This is a genomic window from Escherichia sp. MOD1-EC6475, assembly GCF_003046645.1.
GTDB lineage: Bacteria > Pseudomonadota > Gammaproteobacteria > Enterobacterales > Enterobacteriaceae > Escherichia > Escherichia ruysiae.
Window position 1 is genome coordinate 184,161 of the sequence record NZ_PZKQ01000011.1, and the last position, 23,284, is coordinate 207,444.

24 protein-coding genes are annotated in these 23,284 nt (G+C 47.7%); 13 read left to right on the forward strand and 11 right to left on the reverse strand.

All coding sequences use genetic code 11. The features are described 5' to 3' along the window. The 5 genes from trpB to A7589_RS03290 all read left to right on the forward strand — a co-directional run bounded on the left by trpB (position 1) and on the right by A7589_RS03290 (position 3,698). Entirely contained in the window at positions 1 to 1,194 is a 1,194-nt protein-coding gene (trpB, locus tag A7589_RS03270; protein ID WP_016158396.1) for a tryptophan synthase subunit beta, read from the forward strand. Next, complete coding sequence (gene trpA, locus A7589_RS03275; RefSeq protein WP_000443099.1) at positions 1,194 to 2,000, forward strand: tryptophan synthase subunit alpha; 807 nt, start codon at positions 1,194 to 1,196, stop codon at positions 1,998 to 2,000. Before trpB ends, trpA begins: the two co-directional genes overlap by 1 nt. Before the next feature lie 380 nt (positions 2,001 to 2,380). Then, complete coding sequence (locus A7589_RS03280; protein ID WP_000807651.1) at positions 2,381 to 2,560, forward strand: con-10 family general stress protein; 180 nt, start codon at positions 2,381 to 2,383, stop codon at positions 2,558 to 2,560. A gap of 85 nt (positions 2,561 to 2,645) precedes the next feature. Beyond that, a complete protein-coding gene (locus tag A7589_RS03285; protein WP_001056502.1) occupies positions 2,646 to 3,146 on the forward strand; it encodes a YciE/YciF ferroxidase family protein in 501 nt (166 codons plus the stop codon). 45 nt (positions 3,147 to 3,191) lie between these two features. Then, on the forward strand, positions 3,192 to 3,698 hold the full coding sequence (locus tag A7589_RS03290) for a ferritin-like domain-containing protein (protein ID WP_001079483.1): 507 nt from the start codon (positions 3,192 to 3,194) through the stop codon (positions 3,696 to 3,698). Positions 3,699 to 3,756: 58 nt separating this feature from the next. Here A7589_RS03290 and ompW read toward each other — a convergent pair whose 3' ends face one another. After that, complete coding sequence (ompW, locus tag A7589_RS03295) at positions 3,757 to 4,395, reverse strand: outer membrane protein OmpW (RefSeq protein WP_000737249.1); 639 nt, start codon at positions 4,393 to 4,395, stop codon at positions 3,757 to 3,759. Between the two features lie 354 nt (positions 4,396 to 4,749). Here ompW and A7589_RS03300 point away from each other — a divergent pair, with 354 nt between their 5' ends. The 3 genes from A7589_RS03300 to yciA all read left to right on the forward strand — a co-directional run bounded on the left by A7589_RS03300 (position 4,750) and on the right by yciA (position 6,565). After that, on the forward strand, positions 4,750 to 5,493 hold the full coding sequence (locus tag A7589_RS03300) for a YciC family protein (protein WP_000028528.1): 744 nt from the start codon (positions 4,750 to 4,752) through the stop codon (positions 5,491 to 5,493). 29 nt (positions 5,494 to 5,522) lie between these two features. Beyond that, positions 5,523 to 6,062 (forward strand): septation protein A, encoded by a 540-nt coding sequence (locus tag A7589_RS03305; RefSeq protein ID WP_000808667.1) that lies wholly within the window; start codon positions 5,523 to 5,525, stop codon positions 6,060 to 6,062. Positions 6,063 to 6,166: 104 nt separating this feature from the next. Then, positions 6,167 to 6,565 carry an acyl-CoA thioester hydrolase YciA gene (yciA, locus tag A7589_RS03310; RefSeq protein WP_000108155.1) on the forward strand — a complete coding sequence of 133 codons (399 nt, stop codon included), beginning with the start codon at positions 6,167 to 6,169 and terminating at the stop codon, positions 6,563 to 6,565. A 39-nt stretch (positions 6,566 to 6,604) separates the two neighbouring features. Here yciA and tonB read toward each other — a convergent pair whose 3' ends face one another. Further along, on the reverse strand, positions 6,605 to 7,324 hold the full coding sequence (gene tonB, locus A7589_RS03315) for a TonB system transport protein TonB (protein WP_016158397.1): 720 nt from the start codon (positions 7,322 to 7,324) through the stop codon (positions 6,605 to 6,607). 223 nt (positions 7,325 to 7,547) lie between these two features. Here tonB and A7589_RS03320 point away from each other — a divergent pair, with 223 nt between their 5' ends. Together A7589_RS03320 and kch are read left to right on the forward strand one after the other, a co-directional pair. Continuing rightward, positions 7,548 to 7,844, forward strand: coding sequence for a YciI family protein (locus tag A7589_RS03320; protein ID WP_000967596.1), 297 nt, complete (start codon positions 7,548 to 7,550; stop codon positions 7,842 to 7,844). A 300-nt stretch (positions 7,845 to 8,144) separates the two neighbouring features. Beyond that, positions 8,145 to 9,392: a voltage-gated potassium channel protein gene (gene kch / locus A7589_RS03325; protein WP_010350461.1), complete on the forward strand. Its 1,248-nt coding sequence runs from the start codon at positions 8,145 to 8,147 to the stop codon at positions 9,390 to 9,392. Positions 9,393 to 9,445: 53 nt separating this feature from the next. Here the strand turns inward: kch and A7589_RS22755 are convergent, their stop codons facing one another. Continuing rightward, positions 9,446 to 9,619 (reverse strand): YciY family protein, encoded by a 174-nt coding sequence (locus A7589_RS22755; RefSeq protein ID WP_001309467.1) that lies wholly within the window; start codon positions 9,617 to 9,619, stop codon positions 9,446 to 9,448. Between the two features lie 142 nt (positions 9,620 to 9,761). Here A7589_RS22755 and cls point away from each other — a divergent pair, with 142 nt between their 5' ends. Next, positions 9,762 to 11,222, forward strand: coding sequence for a cardiolipin synthase (gene cls / locus A7589_RS03335; RefSeq protein WP_000214525.1), 1,461 nt, complete (start codon positions 9,762 to 9,764; stop codon positions 11,220 to 11,222). 34 nt (positions 11,223 to 11,256) lie between these two features. Continuing rightward, entirely contained in the window at positions 11,257 to 11,586 is a 330-nt protein-coding gene (locus A7589_RS03340) for an HI1450 family dsDNA-mimic protein (RefSeq protein WP_000366958.1), read from the forward strand. 51 nt (positions 11,587 to 11,637) lie between these two features. On the opposite strand, the gene oppF is transcribed toward A7589_RS03340, so the two are convergent. The 7 genes from oppF to ychE form a co-directional block, all read right to left on the reverse strand. Then, positions 11,638 to 12,642 carry a murein tripeptide/oligopeptide ABC transporter ATP-binding protein OppF gene (oppF, locus tag A7589_RS03345; RefSeq protein WP_000994881.1) on the reverse strand — a complete coding sequence of 335 codons (1,005 nt, stop codon included), beginning with the start codon at positions 12,640 to 12,642 and terminating at the stop codon, positions 11,638 to 11,640. Beyond that, positions 12,639 to 13,652: a murein tripeptide/oligopeptide ABC transporter ATP-binding protein OppD gene (gene oppD / locus A7589_RS03350; RefSeq protein WP_000110935.1), complete on the reverse strand. Its 1,014-nt coding sequence runs from the start codon at positions 13,650 to 13,652 to the stop codon at positions 12,639 to 12,641. Before oppD ends, oppF begins: the two co-directional genes overlap by 4 nt. Positions 13,653 to 13,663: 11 nt before the next feature. Further along, positions 13,664 to 14,572, reverse strand: coding sequence for an oligopeptide ABC transporter permease OppC (gene oppC / locus A7589_RS03355; protein WP_000979659.1), 909 nt, complete (start codon positions 14,570 to 14,572; stop codon positions 13,664 to 13,666). A gap of 14 nt (positions 14,573 to 14,586) precedes the next feature. Beyond that, on the reverse strand, positions 14,587 to 15,507 hold the full coding sequence (gene oppB / locus A7589_RS03360; protein ID WP_000911117.1) for an oligopeptide ABC transporter permease OppB: 921 nt from the start codon (positions 15,505 to 15,507) through the stop codon (positions 14,587 to 14,589). 84 nt (positions 15,508 to 15,591) lie between these two features. Further along, the gene (gene oppA, locus A7589_RS03365) at positions 15,592 to 17,223 is read right to left on the reverse strand and encodes an oligopeptide ABC transporter substrate-binding protein OppA (RefSeq protein WP_024257304.1); all 1,632 of its coding nucleotides are present in this window, start codon (positions 17,221 to 17,223) and stop codon (positions 15,592 to 15,594) included. Between the two features lie 229 nt (positions 17,224 to 17,452). Then, on the reverse strand, positions 17,453 to 17,590 hold the full coding sequence (locus A7589_RS22910) for a hypothetical protein (protein ID WP_157945225.1): 138 nt from the start codon (positions 17,588 to 17,590) through the stop codon (positions 17,453 to 17,455). Between the two features lie 369 nt (positions 17,591 to 17,959). After that, positions 17,960 to 18,607 (reverse strand): NAAT family transporter YchE, encoded by a 648-nt coding sequence (gene ychE, locus A7589_RS03375; protein WP_000616769.1) that lies wholly within the window; start codon positions 18,605 to 18,607, stop codon positions 17,960 to 17,962. 479 nt (positions 18,608 to 19,086) lie between these two features. Here ychE and adhE point away from each other — a divergent pair, with 479 nt between their 5' ends. Further along, positions 19,087 to 21,762: a bifunctional acetaldehyde-CoA/alcohol dehydrogenase gene (gene adhE, locus A7589_RS03380; RefSeq protein WP_000301665.1), complete on the forward strand. Its 2,676-nt coding sequence runs from the start codon at positions 19,087 to 19,089 to the stop codon at positions 21,760 to 21,762. A gap of 305 nt (positions 21,763 to 22,067) precedes the next feature. On the opposite strand, the gene tdk is transcribed toward adhE, so the two are convergent. After that, positions 22,068 to 22,685 carry a thymidine kinase gene (gene tdk, locus A7589_RS03385; RefSeq protein ID WP_016158403.1) on the reverse strand — a complete coding sequence of 206 codons (618 nt, stop codon included), beginning with the start codon at positions 22,683 to 22,685 and terminating at the stop codon, positions 22,068 to 22,070. Between the last annotated feature and the right edge of the window lie 599 nt (positions 22,686 to 23,284).

The window sequence follows — 23,284 nt, forward strand, 5'->3', positions numbered from 1 at the left end:
ATGACAACATTACTTAACCCCTATTTTGGTGAGTTTGGCGGCATGTACGTGCCACAAATCCTGATGCCTGCCCTGCGCCAGCTGGAAGAGGCCTTCGTCAGCGCGCAAAAAGATCCTGAATTTCAGGCTCAGTTCAACGATCTGCTGAAAAACTATGCCGGACGTCCGACCGCGCTGACTAAATGCCAGAACATTACGGCGGACACTAAAACCACGCTGTACCTGAAGCGCGAAGATTTATTGCACGGCGGCGCACATAAAACCAACCAGGTGCTGGGTCAGGCGTTGCTGGCGAAGCGGATGGGTAAAACCGAAATCATCGCCGAAACCGGTGCCGGTCAGCATGGCGTGGCGTCTGCCCTTGCCAGCGCCCTGCTCGGCCTGAAATGCCGCATTTATATGGGAGCCAAAGACGTTGAACGCCAGTCGCCCAACGTTTTTCGTATGCGCTTAATGGGTGCGGAAGTGATCCCGGTGCATAGCGGTTCCGCGACGCTGAAAGATGCCTGTAATGAGGCACTGCGCGACTGGTCAGGCAGTTATGAAACCGCGCACTATATGCTGGGCACCGCAGCTGGCCCGCATCCTTACCCGACCATTGTGCGTGAGTTTCAGCGGATGATTGGCGAAGAAACCAAAGCGCAAATTCTGGAAAGAGAAGGTCGCCTGCCGGATGCCGTTATCGCCTGCGTTGGCGGCGGTTCAAATGCCATCGGTATGTTTGCTGATTTCATCAACGATACCGACGTCGGCCTGATTGGCGTGGAGCCTGGCGGTCACGGTATCGAAACCGGCGAGCACGGCGCACCGTTAAAACATGGTCGCGTGGGCATCTATTTCGGTATGAAAGCGCCGATGATGCAGACCGAAGACGGGCAGATTGAAGAATCTTACTCCATCTCCGCCGGACTGGATTTCCCGTCCGTCGGCCCGCAACATGCGTATCTCAACAGCATTGGACGCGCAGATTACGTGTCAATTACCGATGATGAAGCACTGGAAGCCTTTAAAACGCTGTGCCTGCATGAAGGGATTATTCCTGCGCTGGAATCCTCCCATGCCCTGGCTCATGCGCTGAAAATGATGCGCGAAAATCCGGAAAAAGAGCAGCTGCTGGTGGTTAACCTTTCCGGTCGCGGCGATAAAGACATCTTCACCGTTCACGATATTTTGAAAGCACGAGGGGAAATCTGATGGAACGCTATGAAACTCTGTTTGCCCAGTTGAAGGAGCGCAAAGAAGGCGCATTTGTTCCTTTCGTGACTCTCGGTGACCCTGGCATTGAGCAGTCGCTGAAAATTATCGATACGCTAATTGAAGCTGGTGCTGACGCGCTGGAGTTAGGCATCCCCTTCTCCGACCCACTCGCGGATGGCCCGACCATTCAAAACGCGACTCTGCGTGCTTTTGCGGCAGGAGTGACCCCGGCGCAGTGCTTTGAGATGCTGGCACTGATTCGCCAGAAGCACCCGACCATTCCCATCGGCCTTTTGATGTATGCCAACCTGGTGTTTAACAAAGGCATTGATGAGTTTTATGCCCAGTGCGAGAAAGCCGGCATCGATTCGGTGCTGGTTGCCGATGTGCCCGTGGAAGAGTCTGCGCCCTTCCGTCAGGCCGCGTTGCGCCATAATGTCGCCCCTATCTTTATCTGCCCGCCGAATGCCGATGATGATTTGCTGCGCCAGATTGCTTCTTACGGTCGTGGTTACACCTATTTACTGTCGCGAGCAGGCGTGACCGGAGCTGAAAAACGCGCCGCGTTACCCCTCAATCATCTGGTCGCGAAGCTGAAAGAGTACAACGCTGCGCCTCCGTTACAAGGGTTTGGTATTTCTGCCCCGGAACAGGTAAAAGCAGCGATTGATGCAGGAGCTGCGGGCGCGATTTCTGGTTCGGCAATTGTTAAAATCATCGAGCAACATATTAATGAGCCAGAGAAAATGCTGGTAGCATTGAAAGCTTTTGTACAACCGATGAAAGCGGCAACACGCAGTTAATCCCACAGCCGTCAGTTCTGCTGACGGCATTTTGTATTCCTTTAACGAAGCCAGAAAAATCTTAATTTTATTTATTATTTGCCTTTTTACCGTTTTGCTTAACCCTAACATACGTCAACTTACGTCATTTTTCCGCCCAACAGTAATATAATCAAACAAATTAATCCCGCAACATAACACCAGTAAAATCAATAATTTTTCCTAACTCACTTATTCCTCAGGCAATTGTTAATATATCCAGAAGTTTCCTCAAAATATATTTCCCATCCTCATTCTTGTCACACTTAATTTGACTAATTCTCATTAGCGGCTAATTTTAATGAGTGTCGACACACAACACTCATATTAATGAAACAATGCAACGCAACGGGAGAAATAACATGGCCGAACATCGTGGTGGTTCAGGAAATTTCGCCGAAGACCGTGAGAAGGCATCCGACGCAGGTCGTAAAGGCGGTCAGCACAGCGGAGGTAATTTTAAAAATGATCCGCAACGCGCATCCGAAGCGGGTAAAAAAGGCGGTCAACAAAGCGGTGGTAATAAATCAGGAAAATCCTGATTCACCGTTAATTATTAATATCAGCTGATAAAGATAATTGCATCTGCGAGCCTTCTGGCTCGCAGTAATTTCACTGGAGAAAAATATGAATATGAAGACCATTGAAGATGTATTTATTCACCTGCTTTCAGACACCTACAGCGCAGAAAAACAGTTAACTCGCGCGCTGGCAAAACTTTCCAGAGCGACATCTAACGAAAAATTAAGCCAGGCCTTTCATGCGCACCTTGAGGAAACTCATGGACAGATAGAACGTATTGATCAAGTCGTAGAATCCGAATCAAATCTTAAAATTAAACGCATGAAGTGTGTAGCAATGGAAGGACTCATTGAAGAAGCTAATGAGGTCATCGAAAGCACCGAGAAAAACGAAGTGCGTGATGCCGCACTGATTGCCGCCGCACAGAAAGTCGAGCACTATGAGATTGCCAGTTACGGGACATTAGCGACCCTGGCTGAACAGTTAGGTTATCGTAAAGCAGCGAAGCTTCTTAAAGAAACCCTGGAAGAAGAAAAGGCTACCGATATCAAACTGACTGATCTGGCCCTTAATAACGTAAATAAGAAAGCCGAAAATAAAGCCTGAAATATGAACTTAAACTTTCAGTAATTTTATAAAGAGGACATTTTCATGAATCGTATTGAACATTATCATGACTGGCTACGTGATGCCCATGCAATGGAAAAGCAAGCAGAATCTATGCTTGAATCAATGGCCAGCCGCATAGATAATTATCCTGATTTACGCGCACGTATTGAACAACATCTTAGCGAAACTAAAAACCAGATTGTTCAACTGGAAACTATTCTTGACCGTAATGACATTTCGCGCTCAGTCATTAAAGATTCGATGAGTAAAATGGCGGCGCTTGGACAGTCTATTGGTGGTATTTTCCCTTCTGATGAAATTGTAAAAGGTTCAATTAGCGGCTATGTCTTCGAGCAATTTGAAATCGCCTGCTATACCTCACTATTAGCTGCGGCAAAAAATGCCGGTGATACCGCCTCTATTCCGGTCATCGAAGCGATTTTAAATGAGGAAAAGCAGATGGCCGACTGGCTGATTCAGCATATTCCGCAAACAACTGAGAAATTTTTAATTCGCTCTGAAGCTGATGGCGTAGAAGCGAAGAAATAATACCCTTTATGCCATGTCCTTATTGACCCCGTAATTACGGGGTCATTTTTGCGGGGAATTAAAAGCGATAACCTGCTGAGAACATAAACACCCACGGATCGAGGCGTACGCTATCGTGTTGCTGTGCACCGCCCAGCTTATAATTGGCGGTAGTATCGATATCCATGTACCAGACTGACATGTTAACCAACCAGTCACGGTTAATCAGATAATCAACCCCCACCTGCCCGGCCGCTCCCCAGGAATCTTTCAGACTGAGATCGGAAAGCCCGGCCTCTTTGCCATGATCGTTAAATCCATTATCAAAGAACGTGGTGTAGTTAATACCGGCACCAACGTAAGGACGGAATTTGCTGCTGGCATCACCAAAATACCACTGCGCCATCAGTGTTGGCGGCAGATGATGGACTGTTGCAATATCACCGGTCGCGCGAGTACCAATTTTATGGCGGAAAGGCGTCGCTGCCAGTAATTCAACACCGATATTGTCAGTCGCCATATACGTAAACGTCAGGCCCAACTGAGTGTTATTAGTCACACTAAACCCACCCAAACTTCCTAATGTACCACCAGCGCCTTCTGTCGGACGCACAGTCGCAGAACCTGCACGCATAAAAAACTCGCCTGCTTCATGCGCAAAGGCCGTGCCAGAGAGAAGAGTTGTTACTGCCAAAGCCGCCACTGTTAATTTTTTCATATCCGCTCCGTCGTTATGGTTATAAAAACGTGACAAATATACCTACATTGGGGTAACAAATGATCCTACACAGATCACACTACATTCTCTAAATCACCATTTATTGATCTGGATTAATTTAGAAGTTGTATCAAAAATCCTGGTTAACGTGATTTAAATCAATTTTTATATATTTTCGCTGCGCAAATATTAACGCGCTCGCTACTTGCTCCTGTCTGCACACATAAATGTCAACAATTACCTCCGCTTTACAAAGATATGCTTTTCCATACATGACCTGATGCTGCCACTGAGAGGCTAACCAGGGTACAATTGCCCGCTAATTAACACCTGCATAAAACTCAAGGAGAGTGCATGTCTATCACGGCGCAGTCCGTATACCGTGACACCGGAAATTTCTTCCGTAATCAATTTATGACCATTCTGTTGGTATCGTTGCTTTGTGCATTTATCACAGTGGTGTTAGGACATGTTTTCTCACCCAGTGACGCTCAACTTGCGCAGCTCAATGACGGTGTACCCGTTAGTGGCGGCGGTGGGTTGTTCGACCTGGTACAAAATATGTCCCCGGAACAACAGCAAATTTTGCTGCGTGCGTCTGCCGCTTCTACCTTTTCAGGATTAATCGGTAACGCCATTCTTGCGGGCGGCGTATTATTAATGATCCAGCTAGTGTCCGCCGGTCAGCGGGTCAGCGCGTTACGGGCAATTGGCGCGAGCGCTCCGGTATTACCGAAGTTATTCTTGCTAATCCTCCTGACGACATTGATTGTGCAAATAGGCATCATGCTGGTGGTCGTTCCTGGTATCATCATGGCCATCCTGCTGGCGTTGGCTCCCGTGATGCTAGTCCAGGATAAAATGGGCGTTTTCGCCTCCATGCGCAGCAGTATGCGGCTGACATGGGCGAATATGCGTCTGGTGGCACCTGCGGTATTGAGCTGGTTACTGGCAAAAACTCTGTTGTTGCTGTTTGCCTCTTCATTTGCCGCATTAACCCCAGAAATTGGCGCTGTACTGGCGAACACCTTGAGCAACCTGATTTCAGCCGTATTGCTCATCTATCTGTTCCGTCTGTACATGTTGATTCGCCAATAACCCTAAGCATTTGATTACGGAATCGTAAAATGAAGCAGTTTCTTGATTTTCTACCGCTGGTTGTCTTCTTCGCGTTCTATAAGATTTATGACATCTATGCGGCAACTGCGGCGCTGATCGTCGCCACAGCGATTGTGCTTATTTATAGCTGGGTTCGCTTTCGTAAGGTTGAGAAGATGGCCCTGATCACCTTTGTTCTGGTGGTCGTCTTCGGCGGTCTGACGCTTTTCTTCCACAATGATGAGTTTATTAAATGGAAGGTCACCGTTATTTACGCACTGTTTGCCGGTGCCCTGTTGGTTAGCCAATGGGTAATGAAAAAGCCGCTGATTCAACGTATGTTGGGTAAAGAGCTTACCCTGCCGCAGCCAGTATGGTCGAAGTTGAATCTGGCCTGGGCAGTCTTTTTTATCCTTTGCGGGCTGGCAAACATCTATATCGCTTTCTGGCTGCCACAAAATATTTGGGTCAACTTCAAAGTGTTCGGTCTGACCGCCCTCACCTTAATCTTCACGCTGTTAAGCGGTATCTATATCTACCGCCACATGCCACAGGAAGATAAATCATAACCAGACAGCCAGTCCTTCGGGGCTGGCGCTGTATCTCCTCTGTTCTCCTCAGGAAAATCATAGTAGCATCGCGCCTGTGATTTTCCTTTTTAGTCGGTTTTACCATGTCAACAACACATAACGTCCCCCAGGGCGATCTGGTTTTACGAACTTTAGCCATGCCTGCCGATACCAATGCCAATGGCGATATTTTTGGTGGTTGGTTGATGTCGCAGATGGATATTGGTGGTGCCATTCTGGCAAAAGAAATTGCACATGGTCGCGTCGTGACCGTTCGCGTGGAAGGCATGACTTTTCTGCGACCTGTAGCAGTCGGTGATGTGGTGTGCTGCTATGCGCGCTGTGTCAAGAAAGGGACAACATCTGTCAGCATTAATATTGAAGTGTGGGTGAAAAAGGTAGCGTCTGAACCACTTGGGCAACGCTATAAAGCGACGGAAGCATTATTTAAGTATGTCGCGGTTGATCCTGAAGGAAAGCCTCGCGCCTTACCTGTCGAGTAATAGTCAAAAGCCTCCGGTCGGAGGCTTTTGACTTTTTGCTTACTGAATTTCGGTGGTGCCGTTAATTTTAAACAGAATATTTACCACAATTCCACTTCCTGGCTTACCCGGCTCGTAGCGCCATCTACGCATCGCGTTTTTCACTTCGCGCTCAAACATGTTTGCGGGTTTGGCGGAAAGAATTTGTACGTTATCCACGCGACCATCCGGTGTAACGTCAAATTTAACTTTAACCTGCCCTTCAATGCGCAATGCCTGCGCGCGCGCTGGATACTGCGGCTGATTACGGCTTAATGCGCGTGGCCCTGACGCCACACTGGTGACCGGTTTGCTGGTTGCAGCCGTTGCCGTACTTGATGTCGGGCGTGCGGGTGCCGTATTTTCAAACGGTGATGCCGGACGCGACTCCGCTGGTTTAACATCGCGCTTTGGCTGTTCCTGCACCTTTTTCACTGGCTTCGGTTTTGGCTTAGGTTTCGGCTTCGGCTTTTCAATGACCACCGGCGCTTCTTTTGGCGGTTCTGGTACTGGTTCAGGTTCCGGCTCTGGCTCCGCCACCGGCTCTGGTGGCGGTTGAACAGCTTGTGGCGGTTCAAGATCGGCTGGCGCAACCATGGTGACAGAAATCGGCTGCGCGGGCGCAGGTAGTTCAATAACCTGATGTACCGAGGTATAGAGTAGACCCGCCACGACAGCACCGTGAATGCAGACTGAAAGTAACGTCGGCCAGGGGAAGCGGCGAGGTAAATCAAGGGTCATTGAAGTCATAATCATTTCAGTAGAAAAACCAGGCCTCAATTTTAAATGCAAATAGCAATCATATTCAATAACGCAAAACGATCAGGATCAGTGAAAACGCAATTTTTGGCGTAATTAGCCTGACTTTACCCAGACTCTTAACAAAGACATCATCTTTCCGTTGCAGATCTTCGCCCTTTCAAATAACGTACTTTACAACTTTTCCGAACAAGGAGTTGTGCCCGTGTTGTATGTAATTTACGCTCAAGACAAAGCCGATAGTCTCGAAAAACGCCTTTCCGTTCGTCCGGCACATTTAGCGCGTTTGCAGTTACTGCATGATGAAGGTCGTTTGCTTACTGCGGGACCCATGCCAGCAGTTGATAGCAATGATCCTGGTGCCGCTGGTTTTACCGGTTCGACGGTGATTGCTGAATTTGAATCTCTGGAAGCAGCGCAAGCCTGGGCCGATGCCGATCCTTACGTGGCGGCCGGAGTGTATGAACAAGTTTCAGTAAAGCCCTTTAAGAAAGTGTTCTGAATAGAGGCTCCACATCTTAGAACACGGTTTTAGCAACCGTGTTCTTGTTTGGCCTTTCCTTGTAGGTATGCCATCGCAGCCACCATCACAAACAGATAATAACTTTATCTGTATTTCTTTATACGATGTCAGCATATTCAGGAAAAATGCCCCTCCCGGACAAGGTATTGCTCAATCAAATCCTTTGATTACTGCGGATAAAGTCATCTACTATTGTTTAACATATTCACGCGTCGCATGTATGTTCACATTATGTACGCGTAGAGATAATTAAACAAAATTGTGGTTACAGAGGTATCAGTGAGTCACTGGGCTACATTCAGGCAAACAGCAGTAAATTTATGGGTGACCCTGCGGCACGATATTATCGCGCTAGCCGTCTTTTTAAATGGATTGCTTATTTTTAAAACAATCTATGGCATGTCGGTCAATCTGCTCGATATCTTCCATATCCAGGCGTTTTCGGAACTTGATCTCTCCTTGCTGGCCAATGCGCCGCTGTTTATGCTCGGCGTCTTTCTTGTTCTGAACTCGATCGGCTTGTTATTTCGGGCAAAACTGGCATGGGCAATCAGTATTATTTTGTTGTTAATAACACTGATTTACACCCTTCATTTTTATCCCTGGCTGAAATTCAGCATCGGTTTTTGCATCTTTACGCTGGTAATTTTACTGGTGCTGCGCAAAGACTTCTCACACAGTAGTGCCGCAGCCGGGACAATTTTTGCTTTTATTAGTTTTACGACGTTACTGTTTTACTCCACCTACGGCGCGCTGTATTTAAGTGAGGGTTTCAATCCACGAATAGAGAGCCTGATGACTGCCTTCTATTTTTCGATAGAAACGATGTCAACCGTGGGCTATGGCGATATCGTCCCCGTTTCTGAATCGGCACGCCTGTTTACTATTTCCGTCATTATTTCTGGCATTACCGTTTTCGCCACCTCCATGACCTCTATTTTTGGTCCCCTTATCCGAGGAGGATTCAATAAACTTGTGAAAGGAAACAAGCATACGATGAATCGTAAAGATCACTTTATTGTTTGCGGTCACTCCATTCTGGCAATCAACACGATTCTACAACTGAATCAACGCGGACAAAACGTAACTGTTATCAGTAACTTGCCAGAAGATGACATCAAACAACTTGAGCAACGCTTAGGCGACAATGCTGATGTTATTCCCGGTGACAGCAATGACAGTTCGGTATTAAAGAAAGCGGGAATCGATCACTGTCGAGCTATTCTGGCACTCAGTGATAACGATGCAGATAACGCTTTTGTCGTCCTGTCAGCCAAAGATATGAGCAAAGATGTCAAAACGGTGCTTGCGGTCAGTGATAGCAAAAACCTGAACAAAATTAAAATGGTACATCCGGATATCATTCTTTCGCCGCAGCTTTTTGGCAGCGAAATTCTGGCGCGGGTTTTAAATGGTGAAGAGATTAATAATGATATGCTCGTCTCAATGTTGCTGAACTCCGGGCATGGTATTTTCAGCGATGACGATGAAACGAAAACTGGCAGTAATGAATCGGCGCAAAAATAGATTATAAAGGCTGAAGGCAAACTTATCGGGCACCGCGATGGTGCCCGGAACATTCAGATATTGTAGATCGCAAACAATAACGAGTTACGCTGTTTGTTTAGAATGCACTTCCTGATGCTGTGGATACGCATATTTCGGCGAGACTGCCCCTCAAGCCAACGCGATTTACGCCGGCTAGCCTGACGCTGCATACGCCAGCGTCCCACTTCCGTTCTACTCCGCTTCATGTTAACTACTCTATGCAATAACAGAGCGGTCATTATACCCTCGCCCCCGACGCTGACCAGTGCTTTTCCCGCGTTTTTATTTGCCAGATGAATCCATATGCGTAAACTCATAACAATGCGCTTTCAAAAGGATTTCTAATCTATGACAACCGTTTATACGTTGGTGAGTTGGTTGGCCATTCTGGGATACTGGTTGCTCATTGCAGGCGTAACATTACGCATTCTGATGAAACGACGTGCAGTTCCCTCCGCCATGGCCTGGCTGTTGATCATTTATATTCTGCCGCTGGTCGGAATTATTGCCTATCTTGCAGTCGGCGAACTCCACTTAGGTAAACGCCGTGCCGAACGCGCCAGAGCGATGTGGCCTTCTACCGCTAAATGGCTTAACGATCTTAAAGCCTGTAAACATATCTTCGCGGAAGAAAACAGCAGTGTCGCCGGGCCGTTATTCAAGCTCTGCGAGCGTCGTCAGGGGATCGCCGGGGTCAAAGGAAATCAGCTACAACTGATGACCGAATCTGATGATGTAATGCAGGCGTTAATCCGCGACATCCAGCTCGCCCGGCATAATATTGAGATGGTGTTTTATATCTGGCAACCCGGCGGTATGGCGGATCAGGTAGCTGAGTCATTGATGGCAGCAGCCCGACGCGGTATTCATTGCCGACTGATGCTCGATTCCGCCGGTAGCGTCGCGTTCTTCCGCAGTCCGTGGCCAGAACTGATGCGTAATGCCGGTATCGAAGTGGTCGAGTCCCTAAAAGTTAATCTGATGCGCGTATTTTTACGCCGTATGGATCTGCGCCAGCACCGCAAGATGATCATGATCGATAACTACATTGCCTATACCGGCAGCATGAACATGGTCGATCCGCGCTTCTTCAAACAGGATGCAGGTGTAGGACAATGGATTGACCTGATGGCGCGTATGGAAGGTCCTATTGCTACCGCAATGGGGATTATTTATTCCTGTGACTGGGAGATTGAAACTGGAAAACGCATTCTGCCACCACCGCCAGACGTCAATATTATGCCGTTTGAGCAGGCCAGCGGCCATACGATCCATACCATTGCTTCTGGCCCCGGTTTCCCGGAAGACCTGATTCACCAGGCCCTGCTCACCGCTGCATATTCGGCGCGCGAATATTTAATTATGACGACGCCCTACTTCGTGCCCAGCGATGATTTGCTTCACGCTATTTGCACGGCAGCGCAACGTGGTGTTGATGTCAGTATTATCCTGCCACGTAAAAATGACTCAATGCTGGTTGGCTGGGCCAGCCGCGCGTTCTTTACTGAACTACTGGCTGCAGGGGTTAAAATTTATCAGTTTGAAGGCGGATTACTGCATACCAAGAGCGTGCTGGTCGATGGCGAGTTAAGTCTGGTGGGCACCGTTAACCTCGATATGCGTAGTCTTTGGCTGAACTTTGAAATCACGCTGGCGATCGACGATAAAGGTTTTGGTGCTGACCTCGCCGCCGTTCAGGACGATTATATTTCGCGTTCACGTTTACTTGATGCGCGATTGTGGGCGAAACGACCACTCTGGCAGCGCGTTGCCGAGCGACTGTTTTACTTCTTCAGCCCGTTGCTGTAAAACGTGGCCAACAGATGTTAAACGGGTAGTGACTATGGATATGGATTTAAACAATCGCCTGACCGAAGATGAAACACTTGAACAGGCCTATGATATTTTTCTCGAACTGGCCGCAGATAATCTCGATCCGGCTGATGTTCTGCTGTTCAATCTTCAGTTTGAAGAGCGCGGCGGTGCGGAGTTATTCGACCCGGCAGAAGACTGGCAGGAGCATGTTGATTTCGACTTGAACCCGGACTTTTTTGCCGAAGTGGTGATTGGCCTGGCGGACAGTGAAGATGGTGAAATTAACGATATTTTCGCCCGTATCCTGTTATGCCGCGAAAAAGATCACAAACTTTGCCATATTATCTGGCGAGAATAAATAATCGCTTTTGGCGTGATAAAGGGCTGACAGTTGTCAGCCCTTTTTGTTTTAAAGCGGATCGACTTTCAGGCAAGAAACGGCATGTCTGAAACTCCCCTCCAGCACAGGTCGCGTTTTGGCACACTCAGGACCGGCAATCGGGCAGCGGGTACGGAAAACACAACCAGAAGGCGGGTTGATCGGCGACGGTAATTCCCCTTCCAGTAACTGAATAGATTTATTCTTTTCCAGATCCGGGTCAGGAATGGGCACTGCCGACATCAATGCTTTGGTATAAGGATGCAGCGGATTATGGTAGACCTCATCATACGTCCCCAGTTCTACCGCATGTCCGAGATACATCACCAGCACGCGATCGGAAATGTGTTTTACCACTGCCAGATCGTGGGCGATAAAGATTAATGACAATCCCATCTCACGTTGCAACTGCTGGAGCAGGTTGACTACCTGCGCCTGAATTGACACATCCAGCGCCGACACCGGCTCATCGCAGATAATCAGCTTCGGTTCAAGAATAAGTGCACGAGCAATCCCAATACGCTGACACTGCCCGCCGGAGAACTCATGCGGATAGCGGTTAATCAGATTGGGTAGCAAGCCAACTTTCATCATCATCGCCTTCACGCGCTCACGAATTTCCTGACGTGACATTTTCGGATGATAGGTGCGCAGCGGTTCTGCGATGATCTCGCCGATGGTCATACGTGGATTCAGCGACGCCAGCGGATCCTGAAAAATCATCTGGATATCACTACGAACGGCACGCCATTCATCGGGCTTCATCCCCAACAACTCTTTGCCTAACCAGGCAACACGACCGTCAGTAGCCTTGACCAAACCGATGATGGCACGAGCAAAGGTGGACTTACCGCATCCCGATTCCCCTACCACACCTAATGTTTCCCCTTCATACAGGCGAAGCGTGACACCATCGACCGCTTTCAGCGTTTTTGCCGGTTGCCAGAACCACTGTTTGCCATCTTTGATCTCAAAGTGCACTTTCAGGTCAGCGATTTCGAGGAGGACTTTTCTTCCTTCGGTTACAGCATTCATAACAGCTCCTCCACCGGTTTAAAGCAGGCACGCAGGCGACCAGGCGTAAACTCTTCCAGCGGCGGCGCACTACTACAAATCTCCATCGCATACGGACAACGTGGCTGGAACGGGCAACCTTTCGGTAAACGTAGCAGGTTTGGCGGATTACCCGGGATGGTCAACATGGTTTCACCTTCCGCATCAAGGCGCGGCACCGCATTCAGCAAACCGATAGAATAAGGATGAACGGGTTGATAAAAGACATCGCGCGCATTGCCATATTCCATCGTGCGCCCGGCGTACATCACCAGCACTTTGTCACAGATCCCCGCCACGACACCAAGATCGTGAGTGATCATAATGATGGCGGTATTAAATTCCCGCTTCAGTTCATTCAATAGCGTCATGATCTGCGCCTGTACGGTCACGTCCAGCGCGGTTGTCGGCTCATCGGCAATCAGCAGTTTAGGCCGACACAGCAACGCCATCGCAATCATGACGCGCTGACGCATCCCACCAGAAAATTCATGCGGGAACATCTTCATGCGCTTACGCGCTTCTGGCATTTTTACTGCATCAAGCATCCGCACCGACTCTTCAAACGCTTCAGCCTTGCTCATGCTTTTATGTAGCATCAGCACTTCCATCAACTGTTCACCGACGCGCATATAAGGATTTAATGAGGTCATCGGATCCTGAAAAATCATCGAGATTTGTTCAGCGCGCAGTTTGTTGAGTTCTCGCTCTGGAAGATTGAGGATTTCTCGCCCATTGAACGTTGCCGAGCCGCCAATATGTCCGTTGGCAGCCAGCAGCCCCATTAAGGCAAACGCGGTTTGCGATTTACCCGAGCCAGATTCACCAACGATACCCAGAGTTTCCCCGGCACGCAGGGAAAAATTCAAATCATTGACCGCCGTGACGTCGCCATCCGGGGTACTAAAGGTGACACGCAAATCTTTCACGTTCAGCAGTGCGTCAGCCTGTTGTTGTGCGAGCGGCACAGTTGCAGTTTCAATTACGCTCATGGCTGCACTCCTTAACGATCTTTCGGGTCGAGGGCATCACGCAAGCCATCGCCGATAAAGTTGAAACAAAACAGCGTCACCACGAGGAATCCCGCAGGGAACAGCAGTAACCACGGAGAGACCTCCATTGAGTTCGCGCCATCACTCAGCAATGCGCCCCAGCTGCTTAACGGCTCTTGTGTACCCAGCCCCAGGAAGCTTAAAAAGGATTCAAAGAGGATCATGCTGGGCACCAGTAGCGATGCGTAGACCACCACCACGCCGAGCACGTTGGGCACAATATGGCGAATTACAATGCCGGGCGTAGATACACCGCCAACTTGTGCCGCCTCAATAAACTCTTTGCGCTTCAGACTCAGGGTTTGCCCACGCACAATACGCGCCATATCCAGCCAAGAAACCATGCCAATCGCCACGAAAATCAGCAGGATGTTTTGGCCGAAAAAGGTCACCAGCAAAATGACGAAGAACATGAATGGGAAGGAGTTGAGGATTTCCAGCAGACGCATCATTACCGAATCCACTTTGCCGCCAAGATAACCGGAAAGTGAACCATAAAGTGTACCTACGACCACTGCCACCAGCGCCGCAGCGACACCGACCATGAGTGAGATTCGTCCGCCAATCGCAACGCGCACCAGCAGGTCGCGACCAGATGAGTCAGTACCGAAGTAGTGACCAGATTCCATATCCGGGGCGCTGGACATCATTGCCCAGTCGGTATCATCATAGGCAAATTGCGAAAGCATCGGTGCCAGGATAACAAACAGCGCAATCAGCACCAGTACAATCAGACTGGCGACCGCCGCACGGTTATGCATAAAACGTCGGCGTGCGTCCTGCCACAAGCTGCGCCCTTCGACCTCCAGCTTTTCACTGAAATTTTCCAGCGTCTCGCTGTTTTTCTTACTTAACATCATCGCGAGCTCCAGTATCAGTAACGGATTTTCGGGTCGATAACCGCATATAGCACATCGACAATGGCATTAAACAAAATGGTTAATGCACCAACCAGAATGGTCAGGCTTAATACCAATGAATAGTCACGGTTCAACGCACCATTCACAAACAATTGCCCGATCCCTGGTAAACCATAAATGGTTTCGATAACCATAGAACCGGTAATAATGCCGACAAATGCGGGACCCATATATGAGAGTACGGGTAACAGAGCGGGTTTTAATGCGTGGCGAAGGATGATCCTGCGCATAGGTAAACCTTTCGCGCGGGCAGTACGAATAAAGTTGGAATGTAAAACTTCAATCATCGAACCACGGGTAATACGCGCAATACTGGCGATATAGGCAAGAGACAACGCCACCATCGGCAGTATCATGAATTTCAGCGCCCCGCCATTCCAGCCACCGCCTGGTAGCCAATGCAATATGATCGCAAATATCATGACTAATAACGGCGCAACCACAAAACTGGGGATAACTACCCCGGTCATTGCCAGCCCCATCACGGTATAGTCCCATTTGGTGTTTTGTTTTAATGCGGCAATAACGCCAGCACTAACACCCAGCACTACCGCAAGTATAAACGCGGCTGCCCCCAATTTTGCAGAAACAGGGAAGCTGGATGCGACCAGGTCATTGACCGAATAATCTTTATATTTAAAAGACGGACCGAAATCACCATGCGCCAGTTGTTTCAGGTAGCTGAAATACTGTGTCATGATCGGATCATTAAGATGATATTTCGCTTCGATATTGGCCATCACTTCTGGCGGTAATGTACGTTCGCCGGTAAAAGGACTTCCCGGCGCAAGGCGCATCATAAAGAACGAAATAGTAATAAGAATAAATAGCGTCGGAATCGCTTCCAGACAGCGACGTAGAATAAATTTTAACATTGCCCTACCTTCTGGCCTGTGCCTTCTGTAATGCGATAAAAATCAGACACCGTGGAGCAAGTTCCCCTGCCCCACGTATTGCCATTAGTGCTTCACAATGTACATATTTCTGGTGTAGGTATTATCCAGCGGATCTTTGCCGGTATAACCCCCAACCCACGGTTTCACCAGACGCGCGTTCACGTAGTAATAAACCGGAACAATGGCCGAATCTTTATCCAGCTGCTGTTCTGCTTTGGTGTACAGTGCAGTGCGTTGCGCCTCGTCAGTCGCTTTCAGCGTTTCCGCCATAATACTGTCAAAGGCCGGGCTCTTATAATGCGCGGTATTCATCGAACTGTTCGACAGCATGGTGTTCAGGAAGGAAGTTGGTTCGTTGTAGTCAGCACACCAGCCTGCACGAGCCACATCAAAAGTTCCCTGGTGACGGGTATCGAGGAAGGTTTTCCACTCCTGGTTAACCAGTTTGACGTTTACACCAATGTTTTTCTTCCACAGTGAAGAGGCGGCAATCGCCAGCTTTTTATGCAGATCGGACGTGTTATATAGCAGGTTAATGGTCAACGGTTTGTCTGCGGTATAGCCCGCTTCAGCCAGCAATTTTTTCGCTTCTTCGTTACGTTTTTCCTGGCTCCAGCCAAACCATTCCGGCTGAGTTAATTTTGCACCATCTGTGTAAGGAGGAGTGTAACCATAGGCTGGCATATCGCCCTGTGCTTTCACTTTATTAACAATAATATCGCGATCCATACCCAGTTTCAGTGCGGTACGCACACGCACGTCGTTGAATGGCGGTTTCTGGTTGTTAATTTCGTAATAGTAGGTGCACAGATACGGATCGACGTGAACTTCGTTCGGGATCTCTTTTTTCAGCTTCTGGAACAGCTCGATCGGCATGTTGTTATAGGTCATATCAATTTCGCCGCTACGATAGCGGTTAACATCGGTGACTTCAGAAGCAATAGGCAAATAGGTGACCTGGTTAATGACGGTTTTCGCGTTGTTCCAGTAGGTCGGGCTGCGTTCAAGAACGATACGTTCGTTAACGACCCAATCTTTTAAGGTATAGGCGCCATTGGTGACAATATTTCCTGGCTGGGTCCATTTCTCGCCGAATTTCTCAATAGCGGCTTTTGGCACCGGAGAAGTCGATGGGTGAACCAGTAATTTATAGAAATACGGAACAGGCTCACTTAATGAGACTTCTAAAGTGTGGTCATCGACGGCTTTCACGCCGAGATCGGTAATCGGTTTTTTTCCTTCGAGAATTTCATCAATACCGGCGATATGCCCATATTGTAGATAACTGGCATAGGGAGAAGCGGTGTTCGGATCAACAGAACGTTGCCAGCTGTATACAAAGTCCTGCGCAGTGACTGGCGTGCCGTCGGACCATTTCGCATCTTTACGCAGATGGAATGTCCAGACTTTGGCATCTTTATTATCCCAGGACTCCGCAACGCCAGGCGCCGGATGACCATCGAGATCGCTGACCAGCAAGCCTTCAAACAGGTCGCGACTGATATTAGACTCCGGAACCCCTTCAATTTTGTGCGGATCTAATGACTGAACTTCAGAACCATTGTTACGCACCAGCGTTTGGTTTTCTGCAAGCTGAACACCAGCGGGTACATCAGCCGCCAGCGCAACATTCCCTGCCATAAGCGCAGCCAGAACGCCTGCTGCTACTAAACTTCTCTTGGTGATGTTGGTCATTGTTTTTTGGACTCCCTCATTATAATTACTGGCTTTAACCAGCATGTGTAATCCCGGGTTGGGACCCTGGACAGATTCGGAGACTTTCTGCTGCCAGGTTGATATATCGTTACGCTTTGCTATCACCGACTTTATTTATTCTGGTGATTCGAACGACCACCTTACGTCGGTTCCTACTGTGTCTCCCCTGTCGAGACACATTTATTCTTTAATGCAGCAATTTTTATTGTTAATTATTCTCATTACCAAAAAAATCGCCTGACGGTTGGCCGGAAAGTATCAAATGCGCTTCTTGCCCGCCAATACATTTTGCAAAATTGTTAAGTAATTCTCTTTTGCTGACCGCGCCAATATCTAAAGACCTCATCAGACTTCCAATAAAATCATTTAAAAACAATTATATAAAACCGCAGAAAGCAAGTCTGTTTTTCCTTGTTGCCGTCACGACAGAGAAATACACAATAATTTAACAACAGACCATTATTTAGCACATTCCTCTGCCAAACGCAGTGGAATTACTAATATCATTTCAATTATTCTTCAGCAAGACCCAGGATTATGATGTCGCGAAAATAACATGATGAGGAGGATGGCGGGGTAAGGATATTCTTATAACTAGCTGTAATATGAGGAAAAATATTTATCTATTTCGTTTGCTTTTGATAACTGCGCTGGGCAAAAGTAAAAATAATGACGAAAAAACGGAGCACCATGGCTCCGTTTCGTATGAAAGGAATTAATTGAGCAGACCAGGGAAAATCCCTTTGATTCCATTAACGATAAATTCAATCCCTAATGCCATCAGCAGCAACCCCATAATACGAGTAATCACGTTTATACCGGTCTGGCGCAGAACTCGCACCAGCCAGGGCGCCATGCGGAATAAGCCCCAGCAACATAAAGCAAACAATGCAATTGCCACAAAAAAGCCGAACAGATAACCAATGCTGTGATAACGCGTTCCCCAAACGATAGTTGAACTGATCGCCCCTGGCCCCGCCATCAAAGGCAATGCGAGCGGTACAACGCCGATGCTTTCTCGAATTGCGGTTTCTGATTTCTCTTGTTTGTTCTGTTTATCCTCACCAAGCTTACCGCTGATCATCGACATCGCAATTGTAACCACCAGTATGCCGCCCGCGATGCGGAACGAATCAATCGATATTCCAAAAAGTTGCAGAATCGTGTCGCCGAGAAAAAGCGAGATCCACAAGATAATCGCTACCGACAGGTTGGCAGTCAGATTTGTTTTGTTTCTCGCTGCCGCAGTCTGATAGCTGGTCATACTGATAAACACGGGGATAATCCCAACCGGGTTAACCAGCGCAAATAACCCGATGAAAAATTTAAAGTAAACGGGAAAATCAAAGAGTGTCTGAATCACGGTTAGCTCCGAAGCAAAAGCCGGATAATGTTAGCCATAAACAAAGGTAAAAAAATACGCGCTGACAATACGCCTTTTGGCAGCATTTTTCACCTCCTAACCGCTTAAAATTACTATCATTCATTATTGTTATCTAGTCGTGCAAAACATGCTAATGTAGCCAACAATAAATACTACAATTTATTAACTATTAGCTTTTATAGCTAAAAGCGGAGCTGAAAGGTGTCAGCTTTGCGGAATTTTGATCTGGATCACGTAATCAGTACCCAGAAGTGAGTAATCTTGCTTACGCCACCTGGAAGTGACGCATTAGAGATTAGTCTCTCTAATGTTTAAACTCTTTTAGTAAATCACAGTGAGTGTGAGCGCGAGTAAGCTTTTGATTTTCATAGGTTAAGCAAATCATCACCACACTGACTATACTCTCGTATTCGAGCAGATGATTTACTAAAAAAGTTTAACATTATCAGGAGAGCATTATGGCTGTTACTAATGTCGCTGAACTTAACGCACTCGTAGAGCGTGTAAAAAAAGCCCAGCGTGAATATGCCAGTTTCACTCAAGAGCAAGTTGATAAAATCTTCCGCGCCGCCGCTCTGGCTGCCGCAGATGCTCGAATCCCACTCGCGAAAATGGCCGTTGCCGAATCCGGCATGGGTATCGTCGAAGATAAAGTAATTAAAAACCACTTTGCTTCTGAATATATCTACAACGCCTATAAAGATGAAAAAACCTGCGGTGTTCTGTCTGAAGACGACACTTTCGGTACTATCACTATCGCTGAACCAATCGGTATTATCTGCGGTATCGTTCCAACGACTAACCCGACTTCAACGGCAATCTTCAAATCGCTGATCAGCCTGAAGACCCGCAACGCCATCATCTTCTCTCCGCATCCGCGTGCAAAAGATGCAACCAACAAAGCTGCTGATATCGTTCTGCAGGCTGCTATCGCTGCTGGTGCACCGAAAGATCTGATTGGCTGGATCGATCAACCTTCTGTTGAACTGTCCAACGCGCTGATGCACCACCCTGACATTAACCTGATTCTCGCGACCGGTGGTCCGGGCATGGTTAAAGCAGCATACAGCTCCGGTAAACCGGCAATCGGTGTAGGTGCTGGTAACACTCCGGTTGTTATCGATGAAACCGCAGATATCAAACGTGCAGTTGCATCCGTACTGATGTCCAAAACCTTCGACAACGGCGTAATCTGTGCTTCTGAACAGTCTGTTGTTGTTGTTGACTCTGTTTATGACGCTGTACGTGAACGTTTCGCTACCCACGGCGGTTACATGCTGCAGGGTAAAGAGCTGAAAGCCGTTCAGGACGTTATCCTGAAAAACGGCGCACTGAACGCAGCTATCGTTGGTCAACCGGCTTATAAAATTGCTGAACTGGCGGGCTTCTCTGTACCAGAAAACACTAAGATTCTGATCGGTGAAGTGACCGTTGTTGATGAAAGCGAACCGTTCGCACATGAAAAACTGTCCCCGACTCTGGCAATGTACCGTGCAAAAGATTTCGAAGACGCGGTAGAGAAAGCAGAGAAACTGGTTGCCATGGGCGGTATCGGTCATACCTCTTGCCTGTACACCGACCAGGATAACCAACCGGCACGCGTTGCCTACTTCGGTCAGAAAATGAAAACTGCCCGTATCCTGATCAACACCCCGGCTTCTCAGGGTGGTATCGGTGACCTGTATAACTTCAAACTCGCACCTTCCCTGACTCTGGGTTGTGGTTCCTGGGGTGGTAACTCCATCTCTGAAAACGTTGGTCCAAAACACTTGATCAACAAGAAAACCGTTGCTAAGCGAGCTGAAAACATGTTGTGGCACAAACTTCCGAAATCTATCTACTTCCGCCGTGGCTCACTGCCAATCGCGCTGGATGAAGTGATTACTGATGGCCACAAACGTGCGCTCATCGTGACTGACCGCTTCCTGTTCAACAACGGTTATGCTGACCAGATTACTTCTGTACTGAAAGCTGCCGGCGTTGAAACTGAAGTCTTCTTTGAAGTTGAAGCTGACCCGACACTGAGCATCGTTCGTAAAGGTGCCGAACTGGCGAACTCCTTCAAGCCAGACGTGATCATCGCGCTGGGTGGTGGTTCCCCGATGGACGCCGCGAAAATCATGTGGGTTATGTACGAACATCCAGAAACTCACTTCGAAGAACTGGCGCTGCGCTTTATGGATATCCGTAAACGCATCTACAAGTTCCCGAAAATGGGCGTGAAAGCGAAAATGATCGCCGTCACCACCACTTCCGGTACAGGTTCTGAAGTGACTCCGTTTGCGGTTGTAACCGACGACGCAACAGGTCAGAAATATCCGCTGGCAGACTATGCACTGACCCCGGATATGGCGATTGTTGACGCCAACCTGGTTATGGATATGCCGAAGTCTCTGTGTGCTTTCGGTGGTCTGGACGCAGTCACTCACGCCATGGAAGCTTATGTTTCTGTACTGGCATCTGAGTTCTCTGACGGTCAGGCTCTGCAGGCGCTGAAACTGCTCAAAGAATATCTGCCAGCGTCTTACCACGAAGGGGCTAAAAACCCGGTAGCGCGTGAACGTGTTCACAGTGCGGCAACTATCGCGGGTATCGCGTTTGCGAACGCCTTCCTGGGGGTATGTCACTCAATGGCGCACAAACTGGGTTCCCAGTTCCATATTCCGCACGGTCTGGCCAACGCCCTGCTGATTTGTAACGTTATCCGCTACAACGCGAATGACAACCCGACCAAGCAGACTGCATTCAGCCAGTACGATCGTCCGCAGGCTCGTCGTCGTTATGCTGAAATCGCAGACCATCTGGGTCTGAGCGCACCGGGTGACCGTACTGCTGCGAAGATCGAGAAACTGCTGGCATGGCTGGAAACGCTGAAAGCAGAACTGGGTATTCCGAAATCTATCCGTGAGGCTGGCGTTCAGGAAGCTGACTTCCTGGCGAACGTAGATAAACTGTCTGAAGACGCATTCGATGACCAGTGCACTGGCGCTAACCCGCGTTACCCGCTGATCTCCGAGCTGAAACAGATTCTGCTGGATACCTACTATGGTCGTGATTACGTAGAAGGAGCACCGGCGGCAGCAAAGGAAGCAGCTCCAGCTAAAGCAGAGAAAAAAGCGAAGAAATCCGCTTAATCAGTAACTCTGTACATCCTCATAAACGGTCCCTTTTGGGGCCGTTTTTTTGTTTTCGCCACACGCTATGCAAAGTCAAATAACCCAACAGCATTAGTATTCTCATATATATACTGTTATCTAATGCGCACAAACCGCGATAACCTGAAAATGACTCAACATCGTAGATGACGAAGCACTAAATCGTTCTGTTACGTTTTTAGCGATGGTTAGGAGTAGAGAAAGGATTATGACTCGGAAGAAGTTAGTAAAACGAACTGACAGGATAAAAGCCTCGATTCATCCTGTCAGTAAAGAAAATCTTATTAATCGTGTTGATGTCTTTCTTGAATAGCCGTCAAAGAACCGACTTCTAACGCTTCTTTATAGTGTTTACGACAAACCGAGACATAACGCTCATTACCACCAATAACTACCTGTTCGCCTTCGTTATAAGGCCTACCCTCTTGATCAAGACGTAGCACCATGCTTGCTTTACGACCACAAAAGCAGATAGTTTTTAATTCGACCAGTTTGTCTGACCATGCCAGTAAGTATTGACTGCCGGTAAATAATTCACCGCGAAAATCTGTACGTAAACCATAACAAAGAACGGGTATATCGAGTTGATCGACAACCTCCGATAATTCATATACTTGTTGTCTGGTTAAAAACTGGCATTCATCAACCAGTACACAATGAATTGCCTGTTGTTCATGTTCCGCACGAATCTCATCAAATAATGATGAATTTTGGTTAAATAATTTTGCCGGTGATGACAAACCTATACGCGAGCTGACTTTCCCTGCCCCGAAACGATCGTCAATTTCCGCCGTATATACGACGGTCCGCATACCGCGTTCCTGGTAATTGTATGAAGATTGCAACAATGCCGTAGACTTACCCGCGTTCATTGCGGAATAGTAGAAATATAGCTGTGCCATCAGCCACAGGCCCTCAATGATATGAAATAAAGTTGGCTGAAGTTTATCATAATTCGCCAGTTTTACAGCCCAACAGTACACGCAGAAGAGCGTATATACATCATTCCTTAAGAAGGATGACATAATCCTTCAGAGCTATCATTGCGTCTGTTTTTGCTTGTTATAACTGCGTAAATGACTCCTGGTAACTATTCACAATCTTTAACTTGTTGCACAAGTAATAACCCTCTGTTGACCTCCAGGATACGGCAATACGAAGTCCCTGCACTTATTGCGACTGTTCTTCTTTTCATCATTCTCTTAATAGAGGATTTTTCGTAAACATGACTAATACCGAAGAGTAAAAGACGTCAGCGCGTGTTAATCCCTACATAAAATGTGACATGAATCAGGAAGTTTTAACCTTAGGTGATGCGAAATCATCGGTGCAAATAGGGCTATATGCCGCATCTTTTCTGGCTAATTTTATGAAAAGATATTTATTGGCGGCACAAAATAAAGAACAATTTTGAATTCCTTACATTCCTGGCTATTGCACAACTGAATTTAAGGCTCTATTATTACCTCAACAAACCACCCCAATATAAGTTTGAGATTAC